General features: G+C 60.6%; 13 protein-coding genes and 1 pseudogene. 6 read left to right on the plus strand and 8 right to left on the minus strand.

Features of this window, described 5'->3' with window-relative positions; all coding sequences use genetic code 11:
* Window positions 1-79 precede the first annotated feature (79 nt).
* Window positions 80-1,486 (plus strand): sigma-54 dependent transcriptional regulator, encoded by a 1,407-nt coding sequence (locus HB633_RS03310; protein ID WP_255580726.1) that lies wholly within the window; start codon window positions 80-82, stop codon window positions 1,484-1,486.
* 35 nt (window positions 1,487-1,521) lie between these two features.
* Here HB633_RS03310 and HB633_RS03315 read toward each other — a convergent pair whose 3' ends face one another.
* Both HB633_RS03315 and HB633_RS03320 read right to left on the minus strand, forming a co-directional pair.
* A complete protein-coding gene (locus tag HB633_RS03315) occupies window positions 1,522-1,662 on the minus strand; it encodes a hypothetical protein (RefSeq protein WP_213776656.1) in 141 nt (46 codons plus the stop codon).
* Between the two features lie 121 nt (window positions 1,663-1,783).
* Complete coding sequence (locus tag HB633_RS03320; protein ID WP_213776657.1) at window positions 1,784-2,686, minus strand: LysR family transcriptional regulator; 903 nt, start codon at window positions 2,684-2,686, stop codon at window positions 1,784-1,786.
* 141 nt (window positions 2,687-2,827) lie between these two features.
* On the opposite strand from HB633_RS03320, the gene HB633_RS03325 reads away from it, so the two are divergent.
* Window positions 2,828-3,394, plus strand: coding sequence for an ester cyclase (locus HB633_RS03325; protein WP_213776658.1), 567 nt, complete (start codon window positions 2,828-2,830; stop codon window positions 3,392-3,394).
* Window positions 3,395-3,419: 25 nt separating this feature from the next.
* Window positions 3,420-4,145, plus strand: a complete 726-nt coding sequence (locus HB633_RS03330; protein WP_213776659.1) for an SDR family oxidoreductase — start codon at window positions 3,420-3,422, stop codon at window positions 4,143-4,145.
* A gap of 26 nt (window positions 4,146-4,171) precedes the next feature.
* Here the strand turns inward: HB633_RS03330 and HB633_RS03335 are convergent, their stop codons facing one another.
* Window positions 4,172-5,302 (minus strand): glycosyltransferase, encoded by a 1,131-nt coding sequence (locus HB633_RS03335; protein ID WP_213776660.1) that lies wholly within the window; start codon window positions 5,300-5,302, stop codon window positions 4,172-4,174.
* Window positions 5,303-6,404: 1,102 nt separating this feature from the next.
* Here HB633_RS03335 and HB633_RS30750 point away from each other — a divergent pair.
* The 3 genes and pseudogenes from HB633_RS30750 to HB633_RS03345 all read left to right on the plus strand — a co-directional run.
* Window positions 6,405-7,157, plus strand: a pseudogene (locus HB633_RS30750) (autotransporter-associated beta strand repeat-containing protein); the annotation flags it as partial.
* A gap of 105 nt (window positions 7,158-7,262) precedes the next feature.
* Window positions 7,263-8,903: an autotransporter outer membrane beta-barrel domain-containing protein gene (locus tag HB633_RS30755; RefSeq protein WP_346730270.1), complete on the plus strand. Its 1,641-nt coding sequence runs from the start codon at window positions 7,263-7,265 to the stop codon at window positions 8,901-8,903.
* A 195-nt stretch (window positions 8,904-9,098) separates the two neighbouring features.
* The gene (locus HB633_RS03345) at window positions 9,099-9,866 is read left to right on the plus strand and encodes an SDR family oxidoreductase (RefSeq protein WP_346730255.1); all 768 of its coding nucleotides are present in this window, start codon (window positions 9,099-9,101) and stop codon (window positions 9,864-9,866) included.
* A gap of 51 nt (window positions 9,867-9,917) precedes the next feature.
* Here the strand turns inward: HB633_RS03345 and HB633_RS03350 are convergent, their stop codons facing one another.
* The 5 genes from HB633_RS03350 to HB633_RS03370 form a co-directional block, all read right to left on the minus strand.
* Window positions 9,918-12,062, minus strand: a complete 2,145-nt coding sequence (locus HB633_RS03350; protein ID WP_213776663.1) for a TonB-dependent siderophore receptor — start codon at window positions 12,060-12,062, stop codon at window positions 9,918-9,920.
* A gap of 512 nt (window positions 12,063-12,574) precedes the next feature.
* Window positions 12,575-12,784 carry a hypothetical protein gene (locus tag HB633_RS03355; RefSeq protein ID WP_213776664.1) on the minus strand — a complete coding sequence of 70 codons (210 nt, stop codon included), beginning with the start codon at window positions 12,782-12,784 and terminating at the stop codon, window positions 12,575-12,577.
* 200 nt (window positions 12,785-12,984) lie between these two features.
* Window positions 12,985-13,617 carry a response regulator transcription factor gene (locus HB633_RS03360; RefSeq protein ID WP_213776665.1) on the minus strand — a complete coding sequence of 211 codons (633 nt, stop codon included), beginning with the start codon at window positions 13,615-13,617 and terminating at the stop codon, window positions 12,985-12,987.
* Window positions 13,614-15,650, minus strand: coding sequence for a response regulator (locus tag HB633_RS03365; RefSeq protein ID WP_213776666.1), 2,037 nt, complete (start codon window positions 15,648-15,650; stop codon window positions 13,614-13,616). Before HB633_RS03365 ends, HB633_RS03360 begins: the two co-directional genes overlap by 4 nt.
* Window positions 15,647-17,812 carry an ATP-binding protein gene (locus HB633_RS03370; protein ID WP_213776667.1) on the minus strand — a complete coding sequence of 722 codons (2,166 nt, stop codon included), beginning with the start codon at window positions 17,810-17,812 and terminating at the stop codon, window positions 15,647-15,649. The genes HB633_RS03365 and HB633_RS03370 overlap by 4 nt, the downstream gene beginning before the upstream one ends.
* Between the last annotated feature and the right edge of the window lie 53 nt (window positions 17,813-17,865).

Consider the following 17,865-nt stretch of genomic DNA (forward strand, 5'->3'; position numbering starts at 1 on the left):
AAAAATCGCAAGCGAGACAACGCGTGCCACCGAAGGTTTTGGTGGCATTATTCGTTGTAACCAACCGGTGTAACTTTTCATGGCAGCGTTTTCGTCGAGTCCCAGACATCTCTATTACGTAGGCGACCCCTTGACGCTCGAGGTTCGCTCTCTGATGGATGCGCGCGGCTGGACGGTCAGAAATTCCGAACTCGGTCGCGACCTGGAGAGTTTTTCATCGAATGCTAGCGGCGGATTGCTCGATTTTTCGTCCCGCAACGTCCAGATGAATTTGCGCCTGGCCGAAACGATGCTGTCGATCAAGACCATCGGCTGGGTTGCCTTGCTGACTCCCGTCCAGCTCGATAACGAAACAATCCGCCGTCTCGTGCGCGATTTCTGCTTCGATTACGTCACGCTCCCTGCTTCCGGCGAACGTATCCTGAACGCGCTCGGGCACGCCTATGGGATTGCTGCATTGCACGACGGCGGCACGCGCGCGGGTGTAGTCGGCGCCACGCATGGCAATGTGAGCGCAATGGGCAGCAGCGAGGCCGAAGGCGAGATGATCGGCTCGTGCGACGCCATGCTTGCGCTGTTCCGGGCAATCCGAAAAGTCGCCATTACCGACGCGCCCGTGTTCATCTCCGGCGAATCGGGTACGGGAAAGGAACTTACGGCCGCTGCCATTCACCGGCATTCCACCCGGCGCGACCAGCCGTTCGTCGCGATCAATTGCGGCGCGATTCCTACGCATTTGCTCCAGTCGGAGTTGTTCGGCTACGAGCGCGGCGCGTTCACGGGCGCGAACCAGCGCAAGATCGGACGCGTTGAGGCGGCGAATGGCGGCACGCTTTTCCTCGATGAAATCGGCGACCTGCCGCTCGAAAGCCAGGCAAGCCTGCTGCGTTTTCTGCAGGAACGCAAAGTCGAACGGCTGGGCGGACATGCCTCGACATCCGTCGATGTACGGATCATCTCGGCCACGCACGTGGAAATGCAGACAGCCATGGTCGAAGGCCGGTTTCGCGCCGACTTGTACCACCGTTTGTGCGTGCTCCAAATCGACGAACCGCCGCTTCGCGCGCGTGGCAAGGACATCGAATTGCTGGCGAAACACATGCTCGACCGCTACAAGAAGGACGCGCACCGGCCGCTGCGCGGCTTCGCGCCCGATGCCGTCGCCGCGCTTCATAACTACTCGTGGCCGGGCAACGTCCGCGAATTGATCAACCGCGTGCGGCGGGCGATCGTCATGGCCGAAGGACGGCTGATCGGCGCGCATGACCTGGAACTCGGCGAATTTGCCGAGCCGGTCCCGACCTCGCTTGCACAAGCACGCGAAGCCGGAGAACGGCAGGCGATCGAAATGGCCTTGCTCAGGAATCGCGGGCGTCTTGGCGAAGCCGCGAAAGAGCTCGGCGTGTCACGCGTGACCCTGTACCGGATCTTGTCGGCGTACAGCATGCGCGATGCAACGACATCGCCGGGCGTGGACGTCGAGTAAGGACGCCTGTAGGGACGCCTGTAAGGACGCCTGCCTTAATCCGGCCAGCGGGTCTTGATGGTCGGCACCGACGACAATCCGAAAGAACACAACCCCTTGCAACTGGCGATTGCCTGATACATCAACCCGATTGTCAGGACCAGTAGCAGGCTGCCCAGCTTTTCGTCGTCGCGCATTTCATCCCCCGGTTATTTTCGACGCCTGTCCAGGCAGGCATAACCGTAAGCATACTTATCAATTTGAGGCCCGCTCTGTTCGGTATCGCGCAAGACAACGTCCATGTTTTGAACATGTTGTTCAGGCTTGGCCCCAACGGTATGCATCGCGCAACCGCTCCCGCAAATAATCGATAAACCCGCGCACGCGCGGCGCGAGATGCCGGTTATGCGGATAAAGCGCATGCAGCGGCGCGGCGGGCATGGAATGAGCCGGGAGGATGCGCACAAGCCGGCCTGCTGCAATGTCGTCGCCGACATCCCAGATCGACTTCACGCCTATGCCAACGCCATGCAGCGCCCACGCGTGGGCGGCGGCGCCGTCGTTGGTGATGAGCGCGCCCGTCACGCGTACCGTGACGGATTCCTCGCCCTCGAAACGCCACTCGGCGCGCGGCTGGTCGCCGATGAGGATGCAACGGTGGCGCGTGAGCTCAGCGGGTTGCTGCGGCATTCCGTATTGGCTCACGTACGCGGGAGCCGCGACCAGCACACGATAATTCGGCGCGAGCGGGCGCGCGATCATCGACGAATCTGCCAGGCTACCAAAGCGCACGGCCATATCGAGGCCCGAATCGAGCAGATCGACCACCACGTCCGTCAGCTCCAGCTGCACCGTCAGTTGAGGATGCAGTCGCTGAAAGTCCGCCATGATCGGCGCGATCCACTGCCGCCCGATAGCTCCCGGCGCGCTCACCCGTAACACGCCACTCACGACATCCCGTCTGCCCGACATCAGCGTTTCTGCCTGCTCGACCTCGGCGAGGATCCGCAGCACTTGTTGGTGGAACAGCGCGCCCTCCTCCGTCAAGGTCTGGCGTCGCGTGGTGCGCTGAATGAGCCGCACGCCGAGACTTTCTTCGAGTTGCGCGAGCCGCTTGCTGATCACTGCCAGCGACATATCCATTTCCCGCGCCGCAGCCGAGAGACTGCCGGCCGACACCACCCCCGCAAAAGCGACGAGATTAGGCAAGTTATCGATCATTCTTCGCGTTTTGGAGAGAATGCATTGAATGAGAGCCCGTATTACATCTTGAAACAGCAAGGTAGCATAGGTTTCACTGGCTCACGCAAGGCTTTTTGCACAACGCGGAGCCCCAAGGAACGCATCTCAGGGAGAATCCAAATGCCGCTTTCGTCGAAATTGTTCAAGAAAGGCGTGGCCGCCGTGATGGCCGCCGCTTTTGGCGCGGGTTTAGGCTCGGTGACGCCGGCGTTCGCGGCAAGCGGCGCACTCGTCAAGCCGGCCACGCTGATTATCGATCGCAGCTTGCCCCGCGCGCAGGCCGACGCCCAGATACTGGCCGCGCGCCGCTACGACACGTTCTGGACCAACGGTGACGAATCGCTCGCCCGCACTGCGCTGAGCACCGGCTTCATGGACCGGACGCTGCCGCCCCGCCGGCCGCAAGGGATTGCAGGACCGCTAGCGGCATCGAAAGTCGTACACGCCGCTGTTCCCGACATCCATTGCGATGTCACGCAAATGATCGTCGCAGGCGACCGTGTCGTTTCGCATCTGCACTTCACCGGGCACTTCACCGGCGGATTCAAGGGCGTGAAGGGCAACGGACAAGCGGTTGACTTCATTGCGACCGATATCTATCGCGTGGCAGATGGCCGCATCGTGGAGAACTGGCACCTTGAAGACAACTTGACGTTCCTGCAACAGCTCGGTGTCGTCGCGCGCTGAGACCTATCCATAAAGGAGTCTGGAAATGAACACTTTTGAATCGAAGAACGTATTGATCGTCGGCGGAAGTTCGGGAATTGGCGCTGCTACGGCAAAAGCCTTCGCCGAACTGGGCGCTCGCGTGACGATCGCATCGCGTAATCAGGAAAAGCTGGACGCAAGCGCGGCAGAGATCAAATCGAGTGTGGGATCAACAGTTCAGACAGCCGTGCTGGATACGGGCGACGAAGCCGCTGTCGAACGTTTCTTCGCACAGACGGGACCATTCGACCACGTGGTGGTATCGGCGGCTCAAACGCCAGGCGGCCCCGCACGCACGCTCGCACTCGCCGATGCGTACGCCGCCATGGACAGCAAGTTTTGGGGCGCATATCGCATTGCGCGTGCCGTGAAGATCAACGACGGCGGTTCGCTCACGCTCGTCTCAGGTTTCCTGAGCGTGCGGCCAAGCAAGAGTTCAGTGCTGCAAGGCGCCATCAACGCCGCGCTGGAAGCGCTGGCGCGCGGCCTGGCGCTGGAGTTGTCGCCGGTGCGGGTGAACACGGTGTCACCGGGAATGATCGCCACGCCGTTATGGTCGAAGCTCAGTGACGAAGCCCGCCAGAGCATGTTCGAAAACGCCGCGGCCCGTTTGCCGGCACGCCGCGTGGGGCAACCAGAGGATATCGCCAACGCCGTGATCTATCTTGCGAGCACGCCATACGCAACAGGTTCGACCGTGCTCGTGGATGGCGGTGGCTCAATTGCGTAGGGTTCCGAATCAACTCTTTTTTTAGCTCAGGCTCTTGCCAGCGGCGCGATGCCTTCTTTTATGTCGGCATCGCGCAGCATTTGCTGCGTCAACACGACATGCTGACGCGCGAAACCGCGCGTCGTCAGATCCTTGGATGTCAACTCACGTTGTGCGCGGCGGATGCGTTCGGTCGTAGCCTCGGGGTCCGCGCCTAAAGCGGCAACGGTTTCACGAAGACTGCGCGGATCGTGGACCGGAACATAAGAGACGGAATCAGGCGAGAAATAATCCGTGAGCCCGCCAATGTCGGTCGCGACCACCGCCTTACCCGCCATTACGCCTTCCAGCATCACCGTGATCCCCGATGCATGATGATTGGGATGCAACGGCACCACGATCACATCGGCCCATTCATAGAGCTTGCGTTGCTCATCGATACCCGACACGGGTCCGACCACGACGTTGTCCGCCACGCTCGGCCGCGAGACCTTGCGCTGCGTTGCAAGCCGTGCGGAAAAACGCTTGTCGTTCTCGAAGGCTTCCATGAAGGTCTGCCAGTCGCGATCGCGATCATTGCCGATCGCGGCCACGCGCAACGGTTCATGCGGGCGCCATTGCGACACGGGCTGCAATGGGAAATCGTCCGTGCTGATTCCATAGAGCACCACGGTTGCCTCGCGGTTCCAGAATTGCCTGACGAGCGCGGCGTTGTCGGTGGTATGGGTTGTCAGCAGGTCCGCCCGGCTGAGCAGCTTCTTGTAGACGAACCGCTTGAAACCGCTGAGCGACTTCCAGAGATCGAGCAACCAGACGCTTTGCGCAAGCAGCAACGGCTTGCGTCCACGCTTGAGCATCAACAGCGCAGCGGCGGAGAGATATTCGCGCTCGGTATGCGTCCAGATGACATCAGCTTCGAGCAACGCATGTCGATTGCGAAACGTATGAATGACATCGCAGCCGAGGAGCGCTTTCAGGCCGCGCCGGATGGAGCGCATCACGCGCCCTTCATGATGATCCTGCGAGTACGAAAGCGCCATGGATTCAGACTCGGCGTAGTGATAGCCGTACAGGCAACCCACGTTGTCATCTTTGCGATAACGGCTCGGATCGACGCCGTAATACAGATGAACGTGGACCTTCGCCGGCACGCTGGCTACAGTGCTCTTCGATCCCATCAATCCCCCGATAAAAACGCCCGGCCTAAGCACTGGCCACGCTAAAAAACGCATCGTACAGGGACCGCGACTATCGTCCAGTACGACGTGAGGCGCAGCGTAGGGTAGACCACACAACAAGACGCCATGCAGGCTTTGTGTTCGGCAGCACGCAAACAATACGAAGGGATTCTGCTAGGCCAGATGCGCACATGGCATCGGGCCTTTTGTTGTTCGTATCGATGTTCTCGTTCGTTGAAGATCCCTTCATTCGCAGACTTGATTTGACACTGCCTGACACTTCACGCGCATCTATTTGTTTCGCAATAAGCGGCATGGCACATAGGGCGCACGGTTGACCTGGATTCAGGGCACATTTGTTCGGCTTGCAACATTCATCGCATTACCCCCGTTGATAAATTCCGCTCGCATTCAAATAACAAATACCGGGGTGATTCTCATGTCCAGTCCTGTTCGTTCGCGAGCGATCTCGCTTGCACCGTCGTTGCTGCTGATTCCATTTCTTCTCAACCCGATTGCTGCCGCAGCCGCATGCGCAGTGAACGGCCAAACCACGACTTGCAGTACCGGCGCACCGAACCCATGGACGAAGACAATCGGCACGGGCGACGCACCGGGTAATGACGACCGCACGGTCACGATCAACAACGGCGCTACCGTACGCACGAAGGACGCGTCGGCGATCAGCATTGGCGACCGCGCCAACATCACGGTCAAGTCGGGCGGCACGGTCAGCAACACTGCCGTTGTCGCACCGGGCAACTATGACACCGGCGCCAACACGATCGAGTTCCGCGACAACGGCACGCTCACGGTGGAAGCCGGCGGCAAGGTGCTGTCCACTGGGACCGAGCCGAATGGCGAAGCCGTGAACCTGCAAGGCACGGGCAGTGTGATCAGGAACAGCGGCCTGATTCAGTCGAGCCATGCCGCCGCAATCTGGTTTCAGAACATGTCGGGCAGCAACACGGTCATCAACACGGAGACCGGCGTGATTGCCGCGCCTGAAAACGTGACTGGATCGAGCGGCAGCGGCGCGATCGACTTCACGAACAAGGGCAAGGTCATCGGCAACATCGTGTTCTCCCCTGCAGATGACTTCATGCGCATCTACACCGGCTCGACGGTGCAAGGCAGCATCATCGGCGGCGCGGGGAACAACCAGTTGTTCCTGAGCGGCACCGGTACCGATACGCTGGACACTTCGGTCAGCGGCGACATCACTGGCTTCCAGACACTCATCAAGAACGACACCGGCACGTGGACGCTCAACGGCATCCTGCCCGACGTGCAGACGGCGGAAGTTGCTGGCGGCAAGCTGATCCTGACCGGCGACAACAGCGCTTATGCAGGACAGTTCAAGGTCGATGCCCCCGGCACGCTCGAAGCACGCGCGCAGAGTTTGCCATCGGCGATTACGGACAACGGGCTTGTGCGCTTCGCGCAAACCGACGACGGCACGTACGCGGGATTGTTGAGCGGCACGGGTTCCATCGAAAAAACCGGTGCGGGCACGTTGACGCTGGCGCCTGCCGCAGTCGGCGGCAACACGTATTCCGGCGGCACGCTGATCACGCAAGGCACGATCAACATCAGCGCCGATAACGCCCTGGGTGCGCCCACCGGCGGCGTGACGTTCAATGGCGGCACGCTGCAACTCGGCAACAACCTGGACCTTGCGGTCACGCGAGCAATCACGATTGGCACGGATGGCGGCACCATCGATACGCAACAGTTTTCTTCCACACTCTCGCAGGCCGTGACCGGCTCGGGCGCGTTGACGAAGCTGGGCAGCGGCCAGCTCACCATGAACGGCGCAAGCACCTACGGCGACACGAACGTGCTTGCCGGCACGCTCGCAGTCGGCGATGCACAACACGCGAACGCCACGATCGGCACGGGCACGACGACCGTTGCAGATGGCGCGACGCTCGGCGGCTTCGGCACGGTGCTGGGGTCGGTGAACAACTCGGGCACCATCGCGGTCGCGAACGCGTTGCCGGCGTTCTCGGCAAGCTCGACGGGGTCGTTCCTGATCCAGGGCAATCTCACGAACAACGCCACGATCAACCTCGCGGCTGCATCAGGCACGACGGGCAATGTGCTGAACGTCAGCGGCAACTACGTGGGCAACAACGCGAAGCTGATCGTCAACACGGTGATGAACGAAGGCGGTGCTGCATCGAACCAGTTCACGGACAAGCTCGTGATTGGCGGCAATGCAAGCGGTGATACGACCGTGACCGTGAAGCCGACGGGACTTGGCGCGCTGACAGTCGGCGATGGCATCAAGGTCGTGCAGGTGAATGGCACGGCTGCATCGGGCACGTTCCATATGGCAGCGCCGGTTCAGGCGGGCGCGTACGAGTATCTGCTGTATCAGGGTGGATCGGGACGGCCGAGCGACTTCTACTTGCGTTCATCGCTGGAGAATCCGCCGGTTACGCCGCCGGTTACGCCACCTGTGACACCACCGGTAACGCCTCCTGTGACGCCTCCGGTGACGCCTCCGAAGACACCGCCGGCCACGACGCCGCCCGTCACGACCACGCCCACTCCGCCCATCGACACCGCAGTGATCGGCGGTACGGGCACGCCGCCCACGGCGCCTACGTCGCCGGCTCCGATTGCGTATCGTCCGGCCGTGGTGGGTTATTCGCTGACGCCGTCGCTGAACATCGACTATGGTTTCGCGATCCTGAGCCGCTTGCATGAACGCGTGGGCGACATCGCCAGTCTCGAGAAAGCGCAAGGCGCGCACGACAACGGCGTGTGGGGACGCATCGGCGGCCAGAACCTCGACGCGAATTCCGGCAACCGTTTCTCCGCCGATGAACGCACGTTCTTCGCGCAGTTCGGCAAGGACTGGACGTTGACGTCGAACCCGGCGGGCGGCAGCACGCACGCAGGTGTCACGCTGACGATCGGCTCGACCTCGGCAACCTTCGAAGACAGCGCGCGTAGCCTGAATCCGACGCTCGGCACCGGTACCGGTTCAGTGGAGACGCAAGCACAATCGCTCGGCGGCTACTGGACGAAGTACCTGAAGGACGGCAGCTATTTCGATGCCGTCGCGCAGCTGACCCACTATCGCAACAAGTACGGCGATGTGTACGGCGGCGGTGCTTCGCAGAACGGCTACGGCACGGGCCTTTCGGGCGAAGTCGGCAAGCCGTTGCTGCTCGGCTCTACGACGATTGCCATCGAACCGCAGGCGCAGTTGATGTACCAGTATCTGCATCTGAATGGTTTCAACGATGGCATCTCGCCCGTCGGAAGCACATCGAGCAACGCGTTGCGCGGCCGCGCCGGGTTCCGCATCTTCAAGGCGAACCTGAGCAACGACACGAAGACGGGTGCATTGACGCCTTACTTCACGGCCGACGTGCTGCACGACTTCCTGAGCCCGGGCAACACGACGGTGGATGGATCGACCTTCAACGGCGCGTTTTCGAAGACGTGGTATGAACTCGGCGTGGGACTGACGACCAGCATGGGCAAGTCGTCGGAGATGTATGCCAACGTGAAGTACGCACGGAACATTGGCGGGGATTATCGCCGGGGCGTGTTTGGTCAGGTCGGATATAAGTTCAGCTGGTAAGAACAACCGTAGTACCTGGGCTTTGAGCGGGGGAATCACGAACGTCATGTTCGTGATTCCCCCGTTTTTTTTGTGGGCCGCTTGTTCAGGCCCTGCAGCGATGTGAAAATGAGGCGATCATCTGCATGTGTGCGATACCTTACGATTTTCCCTTCGCCATTCAACAACAGAGACCCATTTCAGGAGAGCATTGCCGTGAATTCAGAATCAGACCGTCGCGCGCGCATCGCCATTGTCACCGGAGCGGGAGCAGGCATTGGCCGCGCTGCATCGCTTGCGTTATTGCAGGACGGCTGGACCGTGGTGGCCGCGGGACGCCGCCTCGAACCGCTCGAACAACTTGCCGCCGACGCACCCGAAGGCAGCCGCGTGCTGCCCTGCCCCTGCGACGTGGCTGATCCCGAAGCCGTGAAGAATCTGTTCGCCACTGCGGTTAATACATATGGCCGCATCGACTTGCTGTTCAACAACGCGGGGGTATCGAATCCGCCAGGACCGTTCGAGGACTGGACCGTCGAGCAGTGGAAGTCGGTCATCGATATCAATCTCAGCGGCATGTTCTATTGCATCCAGCAAGCGTTCCGCGTGATGCGCGCGCAGACGCCCATGGGCGGGCGGATCATCAACAACGGTTCGATATCGGCGACATCGCCGCGTCCGAATTCCATCGCGTACACGGCGACCAAGCATGCGGTCGAGGGCATGACGAAGTCGGCCTCGCTCGATGGCCGCAAGTATGACATTGCAGTAGGCCAGATCGATATCGGCAATGCGCAGACCGATCTCGCGGCGCGCATGGCGAAGGGCGTGCCGCAGGCGAATGGAGAAATCGCCGCCGAGCCCATGCTCGATGTGAACATCGTCGGGCAGTCGGTGCGCTATATGGCGAGCCTGCCGCTGGAAGCAAACATCCTGTTCCACACGGTCATGCCGGCGAAGATGCCTTTCGTAGGTCGCGGATAACGATCACGCCAAAAGCGGCGGCGCATTATTTCGAGTCGCCGCTTCGAACGCTTACATGCGCCAGCGGGCCGTCACCGTGAAGGTACGCGGATCGCCCGGCATGTTGCTCATATCCGCGTTGCCGTGCGCGGAGATGAAGTAGTTGCGATTGAACAGGTTATCGAGCGTCAAGGTAACGTCGACCTTCTTACCGTGATAACCGGCGCCAAGATCGAACGTGACGAAGGACGGCAGCGTGACCAGATCGCTCGCCGACGTAAACCGCGCCGACTGGAACTGGCTGCCGCCCGCTACGTAGAAGCCGTAAGGCAGATCGCGCTTGATCCAGATGCTCGCGCTGTGCCGCGGCGAGAGACCTGGCGTGCTGTCGTGCAGCGAGATGCCGGCCGCGGTTGCCTGGGGCGATCCCTGCACGTTCCCGTTCAAATACGTATAGCCGCCAAACACGGACCACTTCGGCGCGACCTCGCCGGCAAACGACAACTCCACGCCACGCGAATGCTGCGTGCCGATAGGCAGCGAGAACGTCGGGTTTGTCGGATCGGCGATCTGCTGGTTGGTCTGCTTCATATCGAATAAGGCGATGCTCGCATTCGCGTGTCCGCCGATGTCGAACTTCGAGCCCACTTCGAAGCTCGTCGTCTTCTGCGGCTCGAGCGTGGATGCATTGGCGACCACGCCGTTGCTGATGAGCGTATCGGCCAGCGGCGAGAACGACTGACTGTAAGTGCCGTACAACGTCACCCATTCGAGCGGCTCGTACATGAGGCCAACGCGCGGGCTCCATGCGCGATCCGTGCGCGCGAGGTTCACGCCCGCCGCCGTATAGTCGCGACGCGTCTGGTCGATATAGTCAAAGCGCAAACCTGCAAGCACCTTCCAGTGTTCGGTCAGCGAAATCAGGTCCTGCGCATAAAGCCCGGCAATGCCGATCACCGTAGAGCCATTGGTCGTCGCGAGCGTGCCGGGTTTGATGCCGGGAAGATCGATTTGTTGCGGGCTGAAGAGGTTGTAGGTCGCGACGTTCTTGTTCGTATAGATGGTGTCGAACTTTTGCTGTTGCGATAATTCAAGGCCATACAAGACTTCGTTCTTCATGCCGAACAGCGTCGCTTTTTGCGTCAGTTCGAACATGCCGTCGACGCCATGATCGTTGCGAAACCGCGTTGACTCGTCGAGCGTCACCACCGGATTCGCGGCCGTCTTGATCGGTTCGTAGTTGACGTAATTCTTGCGCTCGAGCGAGAAGTCATACGCGCGCACGGCTGCATGGAACGAGAGCGAGTCGTTGAATCGATGATCCAGCGACGCCGTCGCGCTCTCCACCGTAATGTCGTTATAGGACGTGTTGGCCGCGTTCGCCGAGCCGTAGTAGGTGTTGTGCGGCACGTCGACCGGCCGCCCAAGGTAGGCGGGCAACCCCTGGTCCGACGTGCGCCGGTCATGCAGGTAATCGGCTTCGAGATTCAGCGTGGTGTCGGCATCGATCTTGAATTGAGCGGATGGCGCCACGGCCTGGCGGTTCAACTGGAACTGATCGCGAAAGCTGTTGGAGTTCTCGTCGGCACCCGTGATGCGGAAACGCGCTGCGTCGTTGGCATTCAATCCGATGTCGAACTCACCGCGACGTTCACCCTCCGTTCCAAGCGACACGCCGACTTCCTGCTGTGGATCGGCCTCGGGCTTCTTCAACGTCCGGTTGATCAGCCCGCCGGCCGATCCGCGTCCGTACAGCACCGCGGCGGGTCCTTTCAATACCTCAACGCTCTGCACGTTGGACAGGTCGCGGTAGTACAGCGAGTCGTCGCGAATGCCATCGACATACTGGTCAGTGATGCTGTTGAAACCACGAATGGTGACCTGGTCACGCTGCCCGTCGCCGACTGAGAAGCCTACCCCCGGCACATTGCGCAACGCCTCCTGGATCGACGTGGCGTTCTGTTCTTCGATAAGCGCACGCGGCACGACGGTAACGGTCTGCGGCACATCCATGAGCGACGTGCTGGTTTTGGTGGCGGTCCTGGAGCGGCTCGTGTCGTACGTCGTGCGATCCGTTTGTGCGTTGATGTTGATTGCGGGCAACGTGGCTGCGGGAGCCGGCGGCACGGATGGCGTTTCTTGCGCGAGCAAAGGGCGCGTGCCGGCAAGCGAGGTGGCAATGACAAGCGCGCGGCAAGCTTTCTTCTTGATAGACATGGAAAGGTTCGTAGGGTTGAAGACGATAAAGCGACGCAAATGCAACTGGAACAGCCGAGCCGCAGTTACCACGAACACCATGCGTTTCGAGAAGACACGACAACGGCTGCCGTGGAACGGCATTCGATGTGGGGAGGAGGTTTTGTTTGACCGCGTGAGGCGCAGAGGGCTCGAACGCGGCTCAAGCCGATATATTTCGGCTTGTCATATTTCGAAAGACTGGATAATAGCTTCAATAAAACGGCTAACGCGCATACCCTAAGAACGCTTAGGGCCTTTAATCAAGCATTCGCAAATCCTGCGAGCCACGCGATTATATTTATTACGATTCAGTAATTTAAAATTATGCCAACGTTAGGAATTTGATTGTATTTTGAATGCTTTCGCCGCTTTAGAAATTCAACGCAGACGAGCAAAAAAAAAGCGCCATGCGAACATGGCGCTTAAAATTCTAGCTTCCGAGGGGATGGGCTAGAACTGAGAGACGGTCAAGCGGCAGGCCTCGCGCACGCTCAATGCATGACGCCGAAAAATGCCATGACGGCATCGTCGGGACTCAGGCCCACTTCAAAATATCCTTGCAAACGCTCAGCGGTCGGATCGTCGAGCCGGAATGGCGGCCGTATGAAACTCGCCGCCACCGCTCGTTCGTACCAGAGGCTTATCCACTCCTTCAGATCAACGAGCATCAACTCTTCAGCCACTACAGATTGGTCGGCCATAAGATCTCCGCAACCTCGTCCGGGCGAACGCTGTGAACGAAACAGGGATTTATCGCTGAAACGCGCATCATGCGCGCGCATCGTTTCATACAGCTTCATGTTAACCACTGCGCCTCGATTTGCCAGTCGGCGGAAGCGGATTTTCCCTTAGGCGATTCCTGATTCTGCTATCAGGATTTCCTGACAGATCAAGTCGATCGCTATTCTGTTACCAGTCCGTGCCTCACCGCGTATCGGATCATTTCCGAATTATTGTTAAGGCCAAGCTTTTGCATGAGCCGCATCTTGTGTGTGCTGATCGTCTTGGCGCTAAGCGACAACGCATCGGCAATATCGTTGATGCTGCTGCCTGCCGCGAGCAACCGCAACACCTGGAATTCGCGATCCGACAGGATTTCGTGCGGCGGACCATCGTTGGACGGGGCATCGAAGACAATCGCATCCACGAGCTTTGGATCGATAAACCGTCCGCCCGCCGCGAGTTTGCGAATGGCCGCGAGCAAAACCTCCAGGTCGCTGTCCTTCGTGACATAACCCGTTGCGCCCGCACGCAACGCGCGCGAAACGACCTGCCCTTCGTTGTGGATGCTCAGCACGAGAATGGGCAGTGCAGGCTGTTCGGCGCGCACGCGCCGGATCAGGTCCACACCGCTGATGCCTGGCATGGTCATGTCGAGCATCAGCAGGTCGACGTGACAGGCACGCAGCTTGTCCACCACGTCGGCGCCGTGCGCCGCTTCGCCGACCACCTGGATATCGGTCGTGGTCGCGACGATCTGCTTGAGTCCGCTTCGTACGATTGCGTGGTCATCGGCTATAAAAATACTGATCATTGTTCCCGTCCGCCGTCGAGCGGTAGATGAATCGATACCATGGTTCCCGCGCCAGGAGCGCTGTCTATTTGCAACGTCCCGCCAATCAGCCTCGCGCGCTCGCTCATGCCAAGCAGGCCGTATGAATAACCGCCTTGCGCGGAATCGGCGTCGAAACCCTTGCCGTCGTCGCTCACGCGCAGATCGAGCGCGACGTCGCTGCTTACCAGCGTGACGGTCACGCGGGAAGCGCCCGCATGCCGTGATACGTTCGTCAGCGATTCCTGGACAATGCGAAACACGGCGGTGGAGAACGCATCGGCAAGCACGGGTTCGCCGCCGCGCACGACGAGCTGGCACGGCATGCCATTGCGCCGCGCGAAGTCCTCGGCGAGCCATTCGAGCGCGGACACAACGCCGAAATTCAACGCGGCAGGCCGCAGATGACTCGCGACATTGCGCACCATCCAGATGGTCTTCTCGACCAGTTCGCGAATATCGTCGATCTTTCGCGTGGCTTCCGGGTCGGTGTTCGGCTTTGTGCCTGCGTCGCCGACAAGGCGCATCTTCAGCAACGCGACATCCATTTTCAGCGCGGTCAGCACCTGCCCAAGTTCGTCATGGATCTCCATTGCAATGCGCCGTCTTTCCTCCTCGCGAATCGCTTCCAGATACGCCGACAGTTCACGCAAGCGCTCGCGTGACGCGAGCAGTTCTTCCTCGGTCCGCTTGCGCTCGGTAATATCCTGCACCGTCCCGACGATACCCCACGGGCCGCCGTCGCGCCCCTCCACATGTTCCGCCTGCAGCCGCACGATCCGTGTCGAGCCGTCGGGCCCGACAATGCGGTGATCGATACCAAACGGCTGCCTCTTGCATACCAGCACGCGCACCGCGCGTCTGACAGCGGCATGGTCCTCGCGATGAACCGCTGCGAGATAAGCGCTGTAACGAGGTTTCACCTGCGAGCAGGCAACGCCCAGGATTCGGTAAATCTCCGACGACCAGTGCGTGAGACCTCGCGCGCTGTCCCACGCCCAATCGCCAAGGCGCGCGAGGCGCTGCGCATTTGCAAGACTCGCCTCGCTCGCGCGCAGTTTCTCGTCGGCAGCCTTGCGCGCGGTGATGTCGTAAAGGCCCACGTAAATGGCGGGAACGTCGTCGTAGGTCGCAACGCGTGCATTTGCCACGGCCCAGAACGAGGTGCCGTCGGGCCGTCTGAAGCGCAGCTCGGTGTTATGCAGATTGCCTTCGCTGCGCAATTTGAACACGACCGGATCACGCTCGTTTGGCGCCCCATAAAAGTCGATGATGTTGCCGGTTGCCTGCTCGGCATCAAGCGCGAAGAGTTCTCGCAGCGGCTGGTTCATGTAGAGAATCCTGCCTTCCGGCATGGAAGTGATACACAGCGGCACCGGACTCGTTTCAACGATCGCGCGAAAGCGCGCCTCGCTCTCCTTGAGGCGCGCCTCGACCCCTTTGCGCTCGATGATCTCGAGATTCAGGCTCGCATTGGCGCGCGCGAGTTCGTCGGTGCGTTGAGCGACACGTGCCTCGAGTTCATCGCGTGCCTCGCACAGCTTGCGCTCGGTTTCCTCACGCACCGCTATCTCATGCTGCAATTGCAGGTTGCGCGTGACGAGCTGCCGCTGCAGCGTGCGCAGCGACAGATGCGTGCCAATGCGTGCAACCACTTCATCCACGCGAATGGGTTTCGTGACGTAATCCACGCCGCCCGCGGCGAGCCCTTCGACAACGTCGGCGGCGGCGGACATGGATGTCATGAAGATCACGGGGATGTCGTTCGTATCGCTGTTCGCCTTGAGGCGCCGGCAGGTTTCATAACCATCGATACCGGGCATTTTCACGTCGAGCAGGATCAGGTCGGGCCGCGAGAATGCAGCGCGCTCCAGCGCTTCCAGCCCGTCCAGCGCAACCAGCACGCGATACCCCTGGTCCTCCAGGCTCTCGACCATGACGCTCAGGTTCGCGGGCATGTCGTCCACGATCAGGACCGCCGGCGCCTCGACTGCAACCGTTGCAATCTCGCTCATGACGCGTGCCTCCCCTCAAGATGCTGTTCCACGATTTGCACGATAGCCTTTGTCCGATAACCCTTCGCCAGCGCGCGCAACTCCGCTGCGAACGCGCCGTAACGTGCATCGAGATGCGCGATGCGCTCGGCCCACATCACGATTTCACGCATGTTTCCCTGACGCGCCAGCCGATGCAGCGTTTCAAGCTCATCAAGCGGCAATGGCAGATACGGCATTGGCGGACTAATGGTTTCGGCGGCCTCGATGATTGGCACGGGCGCGTAGATCCATTCAATCGGCATCACCGACGCAATCTTTTGCAGCAGCGTATCGAGATGAAGCGGCTTGACGACAAACGCATTCGCGCCCGCGGCAAGACTGCGCTGTTCGTCGCCGCCGGATGGACTGGCCGACATCGCGATGACCGGGACCTCGCTCAATCCCGGCATGAGACGCAGTCGATGAATGGTCTGGAGTCCGTCCATGCCGCCCATGACGACATCGGTGAGAACGAGCTCCGGTGTTGTCCGCCGGGCGATCTCGACCGCCTCCGCGCCGCTCTCGGCTTCGTGCATCACGAAGCCGATGTGCGCCAGCATCGCGGCCGCCACCGCGCGGTTGGTCGGTGCATCGTCGATCACGAGCACCGTTCTGCGTGCGCCCGCGTAGCCCGTGATCAACTGCGCGGGCACCGTCACCGGGTGCGCAACAGCCAAATCCGGCGTGGCTGCATCGAGTTCGAACCAGAACGTGCTGCCCTCGCCTTTGCGGCTCTCGACAAAAATCTCGCTGCCCATCGCGCGCATGAGTTGCCGGCTGATGCCGAGGCCAAGCCCCGCGCCGCCGCGTTGCCTTTGTTCGTCGCCAGTTTGCTCGAAGGGCTCGAAGATCAGTTCGCGTTGCGCTTCGCCGATGCCAATGCCCGTATCCTCGACCGTGAATCGCACGCGGCCATCCACGAGCGTCGCCACGCGCAAACTCACGCTGCCGTGGTCCGTGAACTTCACTGCGTTCGCGAGAAGATTGAGCAACACCTGGCGCAGGCGCCGTTCATCGGCACGTACGGCTTCGGGTGTATCCCGCGCGGCGTTGCAGACGAACACGAGGTCTTTCTGTTCGGCCTTCACGCCGATGATCTCGCGGATGTCGTTCAGCAAACCGGCAAGCGGCACGGCGACAATATCGAACGGCACCTTCCCCGCTTCGATCCTCGCGATGTCCAGGACGTCATTGATCAACGCCAGTAAATGTTCGCCGCTGCGCTGGATCACGCCGAGTCCGTCGCGCTGGCGCTCGTTCAGGCTAGGATCGCGGCTCAGCACCTGCGCGTAGCCCAGAATGCCGTTGAGCGGCGTGCGTAATTCATGGCTCATGTTGGCAATGAACTCGGACTTCGCGCGATTCGCCGCTTCCGCCGCGTGCCGCGCTTCGCGGCCTTCGGCGGCTTCACGTTCATCGATATACGCACGATAAAGCCGCGCCGACATGGCATCGAACGACGCCACCACGCGCTCGAGTTCGTCCGGATGACGCGGGGGTTTGCGTTGCAGCGCGAACGCTTGCGGCGCTTGCCGGAAGTCATAGCGCTCGACGCGGCGCGCCACTGCCGCCAGATGCCGCGTCACGAGACGCGAAAATATGTAGAACGTGAAGAGCGAGACAAGGAACGTGTTCGCGGCCTGGCTCAACAAGATGACGAGCGCGGTTTTATACAATTCCCGATACAGGTTCGCGAGCGTTGCCTCCACTTTCAGGGTGCCGATCATTTCCTCGTGGCCTTGAATGCGATACACCACGGGAAAGCTGCGCACGATCACCGGACCCAGCGTGCGTTCGCCGGCGGCGACAACCATGGATGTATCGCTCGCGATGATTTCGGTGACTTCGGCAATGCGGATATCGGGCAAGTGAAGAATGCCGTCCAGTTGCAGTTCGAGTTGCGGACGGTCCAGGCGCCATAACGCTTCGCCCAGGCTTCCGCGATAACTCTCGTTAATCTCCGCGAGCCTGCTTTCGATCAATGCCATGCCCCGGTCATAGTCGCGATAAAGCTGCAGCGCGGTGAGTGTCAACGTCACCATGCAACTGAAGAGAAAAACGGTTGCGAGCAGCCGCAACACGACACTGCTGCGGTGGCGATCGACCGAATCCCACAGTCCGCCAAACGTATTGAGCGTCATATTTCCCGGCCCGCCTGAGTTCTCGACTGGCGTATTTTGCGCTCTCCAATAGC

It is taken from the genome of Caballeronia sp. dw_276, assembly GCF_018449635.1.
Lineage (GTDB): Bacteria > Pseudomonadota > Gammaproteobacteria > Burkholderiales > Burkholderiaceae > Caballeronia.